This window comes from Streptomyces sp. RP5T, assembly GCF_003933965.1.
Classification (GTDB): Bacteria; Actinomycetota; Actinomycetes; order Streptomycetales; family Streptomycetaceae; genus Streptomyces.
In genome coordinates this window covers 1-8,121 of the sequence record NZ_RSAJ01000384.1, presented here as the reverse complement: position 1 = coordinate 8,121, position 8,121 = coordinate 1, and the positions used below count along the sequence as shown (strand labels likewise).

6 protein-coding genes and 1 pseudogene are annotated in these 8,121 nt (G+C 70.7%); all 7 read right to left on the bottom strand.

Features of this window, described 5'->3' with window-relative positions; translation table 11 throughout:
- Positions 1-43 precede the first annotated feature (43 nt).
- Positions 44-1,063, bottom strand: coding sequence for a TIGR03842 family LLM class F420-dependent oxidoreductase (locus EHS43_RS30625; RefSeq protein WP_125193954.1), 1,020 nt, complete (start codon positions 1,061-1,063; stop codon positions 44-46).
- An 11-nt stretch (positions 1,064-1,074) separates the two neighbouring features.
- Positions 1,075-2,469 carry a dihydropyrimidinase gene (gene hydA, locus EHS43_RS30620; protein ID WP_125193953.1) on the bottom strand — a complete coding sequence of 465 codons (1,395 nt, stop codon included), beginning with the start codon at positions 2,467-2,469 and terminating at the stop codon, positions 1,075-1,077.
- Positions 2,470-2,500: 31 nt separating this feature from the next.
- A complete protein-coding gene (locus EHS43_RS30615) occupies positions 2,501-3,343 on the bottom strand; it encodes a nitrilase-related carbon-nitrogen hydrolase (RefSeq protein ID WP_125193952.1) in 843 nt (280 codons plus the stop codon).
- Positions 3,344-3,498: 155 nt separating this feature from the next.
- On the bottom strand, positions 3,499-5,049 hold the full coding sequence (locus EHS43_RS30610) for a PucR family transcriptional regulator (protein ID WP_125193951.1): 1,551 nt from the start codon (positions 5,047-5,049) through the stop codon (positions 3,499-3,501).
- A 23-nt stretch (positions 5,050-5,072) separates the two neighbouring features.
- Positions 5,073-6,362: an aspartate aminotransferase family protein gene (locus tag EHS43_RS30605; RefSeq protein ID WP_125193950.1), complete on the bottom strand. Its 1,290-nt coding sequence runs from the start codon at positions 6,360-6,362 to the stop codon at positions 5,073-5,075.
- The gene (locus EHS43_RS30600; RefSeq protein ID WP_125193949.1) at positions 6,359-7,201 is read right to left on the bottom strand and encodes a nitrilase-related carbon-nitrogen hydrolase; all 843 of its coding nucleotides are present in this window, start codon (positions 7,199-7,201) and stop codon (positions 6,359-6,361) included. Before EHS43_RS30600 ends, EHS43_RS30605 begins: the two co-directional genes overlap by 4 nt.
- Positions 7,202-7,382: 181 nt before the next feature.
- Positions 7,383-8,121 (bottom strand): annotated as a pseudogene (locus EHS43_RS30595) (hypothetical protein); the annotation flags it as partial.

Sequence of the window (8,121 nt, the reverse complement as noted above, 5' to 3'; positions counted from 1 at the left end):
GACAAGGAGTGGGGGGTCGGTCGAGCGGTTCGGGCGATACGGGTCAGGCGTTGACGGCGGGGATGACCTCGGAGCCGTACGCGTCGATGGTCGCTTCCTGGGCGTCGTGCATGTCGTAGACGGCGAACTGGTCGACGCCCAGCTCGCGCAGCGCGTGCAGCTTCTCGATGTGCTTCTCGACCGGTCCGATGACACAGAACCGGTCGACGATCTCGTCGGGCACGAAGGCGGTGTCGGGGTTGTCGGCCCGCCCGTGGTGCGAGTAGTCGTACCCCTCGCGGGCCTTGATGTAGTCCGTCAGCTCGTCGGGTACGGCGGCGGAGTGCTCTCCGTACTTCGACACCAGGTCGGCCACGTGGTTGCCGACCATCCCGCCGAACCACCGGCACTGCTCGCGCGCGTGGGCCAGCGCCTCGGGCGAGTCGTCCTCGGTGACGTAGGCGGGCGCGGCCACGCAGATCTTGACCTCGGCCGGGTCCCGCCCCGCGGCGGCGGCCGCGTCCTTGACGGCCTTCACCATGTACTCGGTCAGGTACAGGTCGGCCAGCTGGAGGATGAACCCGTCGGCCTCCTCACCGGTCATCTTCAGCGCCTTGGGGCCGTACGCCGCCATCCATACGGGGAGTTCGGCGCCCTCCTTGATCCACGGGAACCTGATCACCGTGCCGCCGAGGTCGGCCTCCTGGCCCGAGGCGAGCGCCCGGATGACCTTCATGGCCTGGCTGATGCGGGCCAGGGTGTTGGGAGTACGCCCCGCGACGCGCATCGCGGAGTCGCCGCGGCCGATGCCGCAGACCGTGCGGTTGCCGAACATGTCGTTGAGGGTGGCGAAGGTGGAGGCGGTGACCTCCCAGGTGCGGGTGCCCGGGTTGGTGACCATCGGGCCGACCTTCAACCTGGAGGTGTTCGCGAGGATCTGGCTGTAGATCACGAACGGCTCCTGCCAGAGAACGGCGGAGTCGAAGGTCCACCCGTGGGTGAAGCCGTTGCGTTCGGCCCGCTTCATCAGGCTGATGACCTTCGAGGCGGGCGGATCCGTCTGCAGGACGAGTCCGAAGTCCATGGGCGCCACTCCTAGTTGAGGTACTGACAGGTGGAGCGCGGGGTGTACGTGCCGTGGCCGGCCCGTCCGGTGTACTCCCGCTCGGTGATGACGAGTTCGCCGCGCGAGAGGACCGTCTCGACCCGGCCCGTGAGGCGCTTGCCCTCGTACGCCGAGTAGTCGACGTTCATGTGGTGGGTCTCGGCGGAGACGATCTGCTCGGCGTGCGGGTCGTAGATGACGACGTCGGCGTCGGCGCCCGGGGCGATGGTGCCCTTCTTCGGGTACATGCCGAACATCCGGGCCGGGGTGGCGCAGGCGATCTCGATCCAGCGGCGGCGCGAGATGTGCCCGTCGACGACGGCCTGGTGGAGCAGGTCCATGCGGTTCTCGACGCCGGGCAGACCGTTGGGGATCTTGGAGAAGTCGCCGCGGCCGAGTTCCTTCTGGCCCACGAAGCAGAAGGGGCAGTGGTCGGTGGAGACGACCTGGAGGTCGTTGGTGCGCAGTCCCTGCCACAGCTTGGCCTGGTGCTCTCGGGGCCTCAGGGGCGTGCTGCACACGTACTTGGCGCCCTCGAAGTCCGGCTCCGCGAGGTTGTCCGTGGACAGGAACAGGTACTGCGGGCAGGTCTCGCCGAAGACGTTGAGCCCCTCGTCGCGCGCCCGCGCCAGCTCGGCCACCGCCTCCATGGCCGAGACGTGCACGACGTACAGCGGGGCGCCCGCGACCTGGGCGAGCTTGATGGCGCGGTGGGTGGCCTCGGCCTCCAGGAGCGCCTTGCGGACCTCGCCGTGGTAGCGGGGGTCGGTCTCGCCGCGGGCCAGGGCCTGCTCGACCAGGACGTCGATGGCGATGCCGTTCTCGGCGTGCATCATGATCAGGCCGCCGTTCTCGGCGGAGCGCTGCATGGCGCGCAGGATCTGGCCGTCGTCGGAGTAGAAGACGCCGGGGTAGGCCATGAACTGCTTGAAGGAGGTGACCCCTTCCTCCACCAGCAGGTCCATCTCCTTGAGCGTCTCCTGGTTCACATCGGAGACGATCATGTGGAAGCCGTAGTCGACGGCGCAGTTGCCCTCGGCCTTGGCGTGCCAGGCGTCCAGGCCCTCGCGCAGGGAGTGGCCGACGCTCTGCACCGCGAAGTCGACGATCGTGGTGGTACCGCCCCAGGCGGCGGCCCGGGTGCCGGTCTCGAAGGTGTCGGAGGCGAAGGTGCCGCCGAAGGGCAGCTCCATGTGGGTGTGGGCGTCGACGCCACCGGGGATGACGTACTTCCCGGTGGCCTCGATCGTGCGGTCCGCGGTCCAGTTCTGGGCGCCGGGCACGGCGAGGGCGGCGATGCGGCCGTCCTCGATCAGCACGTCGGCGTGGATCTCGTCGGACGCGGTGATGACGAGGCCACCGCGGATGACGGTTCGGCTGCTCATGTTCCCTCTCCTGCCAGGGTGGTGGGTGCGGTCAGGGTGCGGTCAGCGGCGGGTACGCGTCCGGACGGCGGTCGCGGTAGAACTGCCAGCGGTCGCGGACCTCCCGCAGCTTGGCCATGTCCAGGTCGCGGACGACGAGTTCGGTCTCCTTGTCGCTCGCCACCTCGCCGACGAACTGGGCCTCCGGGTCGACGAAGTACGTCGTGCCGTAGAAGTCGTTGTCGCCGAGCTCCTCCACGCCCACCCGGTTGATCGCACCGACGAAGTACTCGTTGGCGACGGCCGCGGCGGGCTGCTCCAGCTGCCAGAGGTAGGCGGAGAGTCCGCGCGAGGTGGCCGAGGGGTTGAAGACGATCTCGGCGCCCGCGAGGCCGAGCGCCCGCCAGCCCTCCGGGAAGTGACGGTCGTAGCAGATGTAGACGCCGATCCGGCCGACCTTGGTGTCGAAGACCGGCCACCCCAGGTTGCCGGGGCGGAAGTAGAACTTCTCCCAGAATCCCGGCACTTGGGGGATGTGGTGTTTGCGGTACTTGCCGAGGTACGAGCCGTCCGCGTCGATCACCGCGGCGGTGTTGTAGAGGACGCCGGGCTGCTCCTCCTCGTACATCGGCAGGATGAGGACGATGCCCAACTCCTTGGCCAGCGCCTGGAACCGCTTGACGATGGGCCCGTCCGGGATCTGCTCGGCGTACTCGTAGAACGCCTTGTCCTGGACCTGGCAGAAGTACGGCCCGTAGAACAGCTCCTGGAAGCACAGGACCTGGGCACCCTGCGCGGCGGCGTCCCGGGCCGCCTGCTCGTGTACCTGGATCATCGACTCCTTGTCGCCCGTCCACGCGGTCTGGAAGAGGGCGGCGCGAATCACTCTGCTCATCGGGACCTCCGGTCGCTCGGTGTGCGAGAAGACTAGGAAGTCCGAAAACCGGCTTTGAGTTGCACGGTGTCACGTCTGCGGGCATGCGGCGTGCCACGGTGTCACCCTGTCGTGAGCCCATGTTTCACCGCCGTTTTCCCAGGTCGTAGCGTGTTTCAGCTCTGTTGCGCGTCGTGCGCTAGAAGCGCGATGTGCACCGAGGCGGCCTGCTCGAAGTCGTCGAGGTCGACGCCGAGCCTGCTCTGTATCGCCTCCAGCCGGCGGTAGAGCGCGGGACGGGAGACGTGGTGGAGCTGGGCGGTGCGGGACTTGTTGCGGCCGGTGGCGAGATAGGTGCGCAGCACCGCCAGCAGGTCGTCCCCCGCCCCGGCGAGCAGCCCGTCCAGCTCGCGTTCGGCGAAGGACTGCACGTGCGGGTCGTCCCGCAACAGCCGGATCAGGCCGCGCAGATGGACGTCCTTGAGGCGGACGACCGCGGGAAGGTCGAGCGCTCCCGAGGCGACGGCGTCGGCGACATGCCGGGCCTCGCGCATCCCGGCCGGGACGTCGTCCCAGACGGTGCGCGGGTCCGCCGCGGCCACGACGGTCCGGGTCAGCCGTGCTGCGAAGTTCGCCGTGAGCACGGCGGCGTCCTGGTCCCGGGCCAGGCTCAGCAGGACGGCGGTGGCCCCGTCGGCGAGTTCGGCGACGATGCCGGACAGCCCCAACAGCCGCAGTACCCGGTCGAGTTCGGCGGGATCGCCGTCCCGGACGACGAGCGGGACGAAGGTGCGGCGGTTGACGGGCAGTCCGGCCGCCCGGGCGCGGGGCAGCAACTGCCTGGCCGGTACGACCCCGCTGACCAGGTCGGTGAGCAGGCTCTGCGCGGACTGCTCCTCCCAGGTGTGGGCGGAGGTGCCGCCGAGCATGCGGTGCAGGACGAGGGACTCGACGGCGCGGTCGGCGAGCAGCCGTCCCGTGGCCGTGTCGCCCCGGTAGCCGCACAGCATGATCTGGCCCCAGCGCTCCCCGCGCCCGCCCAGTTCGGCGCGGATCCAGCCGTCGCCCTCGCTGCCTCCGGCCTGGCGGGCGATGCGCTCCCAGTCGCGCAGCACGTCGTCCACCGCCGAGCGCTCCCCCGCGGTGGCGAGGACACGGTGGGCGAGGTTGGTGACGACGACGGGGCAGCCGCTGTGGTGGGCGATCTCGTCCAGGAGGTGCTGGAGCGGGGCGCCCGCGGTGATGAGTCCGGTGAGGGCGGTGCGGACCGCCTCGGACATGCTGACGGCCGCGAACTTCCGCCGTACCAGGCGCGCTTGGACCTCCTCCGTCAACTCGGCGAAGGGGAAGGGCCGGTGCAGGACGACCATGGGCAGCCCGCACCGCTCGGCGGCCCGGCGCATCACGTCCGGCGGGGCCGGGAAGGCGCGGCCGAGTCCGAGGACCACGGCGGCGGCCTCCGCGCGGTGCAGGGAGCGGATGTACTCGGCCTGCTTGTCGTCGTCACCGGCGAGCAGCACGCCGGTGGTGAGGACCATCTCGCCGCCGCTGAGCATCACGCCGACGTCGGCGGCCTCGGCCACGTGCACCCAGCGCACGGCCCGGTCGAGCTGGCTCGCGCCGGCCACCACCTCGGGCTCCCCGGCCAGGACCCTCTCCAGCATGAGGACCTGACGGACCGACAGGGCCGGTGCCGAGGACTCCAGGGGCTCCAAGGTGGTGCTCATGACGGTGTTCCCTCGCTGTGGGCCTACTGGATGGTGCTCCTCAGAGCGTGTTCGAGGATCGCGGCGCCCTCCTCGGCCTCCGCGACGGTCAGGGACAGCGGCGGGGCGATCCTGAGGGCGCTGGTGTTGTGCCCGCCGCCCTTGCCGAGCAGCAGCCCCTCGGCGCGAGCGGCCTCCAGCACGGCGGACGCGGCCTGCGGGTCGGCCTCGTCGGTGCCGGGTTTCACCAGCTCGACGCCGAGCATGAGCCCGCGCCCGCGCACCTCCCGTACACCGGGAATCCGTGCCGCCGCGGACCGCAGCCGCTCGATCAGCAGCCCGCCGACGCGCCGGGCGTTGCCCTGGAGGTCGTGTTCCAGGAGGTACGACAGGTTCGCGAGGCCGGCCGCCATGGTGATCTGGGTGCCGCCGAACGTGGAGATGCTGTTGGAGTCCAGGCAGTTCATGATCTCGGCGCGGGCGACGACACCGCCGATGGACATGCCGTTGCCGATGCCCTTGGCGAAGGTGAGGATGTCCGGCGGACCCGACTGCGCGTGCGCCTGCCAGCCCCAGAAGTGGTCGCCGGTGCGGCCCCAGCCGGTCTGCACCTCGTCGGCGATCCAGAGGACGCCCCGCTCCTGGAGCACCTCGCGGAAGGCGGCGTAGAGGCCGTCGGGCGGGGAGGTGAAGCCGCCGACGCCCTGGATCGGCTCGGCGATGAGAGCGGCGGGCGGGCGGGTGTGCCCGAGGAGGTCCTTGAGGTCGTCGACGCAGGCCGCGATGAAGTCGTCGTCGCCGAGTGAGGCGTACGGGCCGCGGGTCCGCACGCCTCCGTGGACGTACAGCGTCTGCAGCGGGGACAGCGAGGTGGGGGACCAGCCGCGGTTGCCGGTGATGCCGACCGCGCTGAAGGAGCGGCCGTGGTAGCTGTTGCGCATCGCGAGGATCGTGTTGCTGCGGCGGTAGGTGGTGGCGAGCAGCAGCGCGGTGTCATTGGCCTCGGTGCCGGAGGTGGTGAAGAAGACCCGGGCGTCCGGGATGCCGGACAACTGGGCGATGCGCTCGGCGAGTTCGACCATCGGCCGGTTCAGGTACAGGGTCGAGGAGTGGATGATCCGCCCGGCCTGTTCGCTCACCGCCTTGGTGATCTCGGGCAGGGCGTGCGCGGTCATCGTGGTGAGGATGCCGCCGAAGAAGTCGAGGTACTTGTTGCCCTCGGAGTCCCAGACGTGCCGGCCCTCGCCGTGCGTGATCTCCAGCGGCTCCTCGTAGTAGAGGGCGAGCCAGTCGGGCAGGACGGCCCGGTGGCGTCCCAGCAGGTCCTCGGTCACGGCTGCACCAGCCCTTCGTAGGCGTCGGGGCGGCGGTCGCGGTAGAAGGCCCACTGCTGCCGCACTTCCTCGATGAGGTCGAAGTCCAGGTCGCGGACGACCAGTTCCTCCTCCTTGTCGCTGGCCGTGTCCCCCACGAACTGGCCGCGCGGGTCGACGAAGTACGAGGTGCCGTAGAAGTCGTTGTCGCCGTACTCCTCGACGCCGACCCGGTTGATGGCGGCGACGAAGTACTCGTTGGCGACGGCGGCCGCGGGCTGCTCCAGGCGCCACAGGTGCGAGGACAGGCCCCGGTGGGTGGCGGACGGGTTGTAGACGAGCTGGGCGCCGTTGAGACCCAACTGCCGCCAGCCCTCGGGGAAGTGGCGGTCGTAGCAGATGTAGACGCCGACCTTGCCGACGGCGGTGTCGAAGACGGGCCAGCCGAGGTTGCCGGGCTTGAAGTAGTACTTCTCCCAGAAGCCCTTGACCTGCGGGATGTGGTGCTTGCGGTACTTGCCGAGGATGCTGCCGTCGGCGTCGATCACGACCGCGGTGTTGTAGTAGAAGCCGGACTGCTCGACCTCGAACACCGGCACGACGACCACCATGCCGGTCTCGCGGGCGAGTTCCTGCATACGACGGGTGGTGGGGCCGTCGGGCACCGGCTCGGCCCAGCGGTAGTGCTCGGGTTCCTGGACCTGGCAGAAGTAGGGGGCGTTGAACACTTCCTGGAACCCGATGATCTTCGCGCCCTGTCGGGCCGCCTCGCGGGCGTGCTCCTCGTGTTTCGCCACCATGGACTCGGTGTCGCCGGTCCAGGTGGCCTGGACCAGAGCGGCACGAACGACGTTGGCCATGAGCTGCTCCTTCGGCGGGGACGTCAGAGCCTCTACGCCCGTAGACGCGGCCGTAGAGGGATGAACGTAAGCCTCCCGGAGAGGCTTGCCAAGACCATCGTCGTTAACCCGCGAAGTCGATCTCGTTTCACACTCCAGTGGAGGAGCGACGTGCCCGGTCACCGGGGTTGAGGGGGACCTGTCAGGCAGAGAATCCGGCGACCCGCAGGGCGTGCACCAGGTCCCAGTGCCGCTCCTGCGACACTCCCCGCGCGGCCGCGAGGAGCAGCGGTACGAGGGTCGCAGGGCCGGGTTCGGCGCTGCGGGCGGCCTCCTCGGGGGTGCGGACGCGGACGTAGGCGTCGAGGAGCGCGGTGACCTCACGGCTGCGGCCCTCGGCGACCAGGGCGAGCACGGCCGCGCCGATCTCACCGGCGGGGCGCGCGACGCCCTGCCGGAGCACCTGTTCGCCGTCCGCGCTCCGCCCGGCCGCGACCAGCGCGTCGGCCGCGGCCACCAGCCGGTCGGCGGGCAGCGAGGCGGCCTCCCACAGCAGGGTCGCCCAGTCGGCGCCGAGCCCGGCCTGCTGGAGCTCCGCCGCGAGCAGGGGGAAGCGGTCGGCGGGCCAGTGGGCGGCCTCGACGAGCACCGCGTGCGCCTCGCCGGTACGCCCCTCCGAGCGCAGCCGCACCAGCGTCGCGACCGTCCCGGCGGTCTCCCGCCGCGCCGTCATGTCCGGAGGCTCCACCCGCTCCCGCGGCCCCGCCTGCGGCACGTCCGCGGCCCCCGCGAAACGGGCCCCGCGTGGAGTCCGCCCCTTCGCCACGGGCGCGGCGGGCAGGTCGGGCACGGCAGCCGGGGGTACGACGACGGGGGCCCCGCCCTCCTCGGCCATGCCGGCGAACCGAGCACCGCCGCGCCGGCATGGCCGAGGAGGGCGG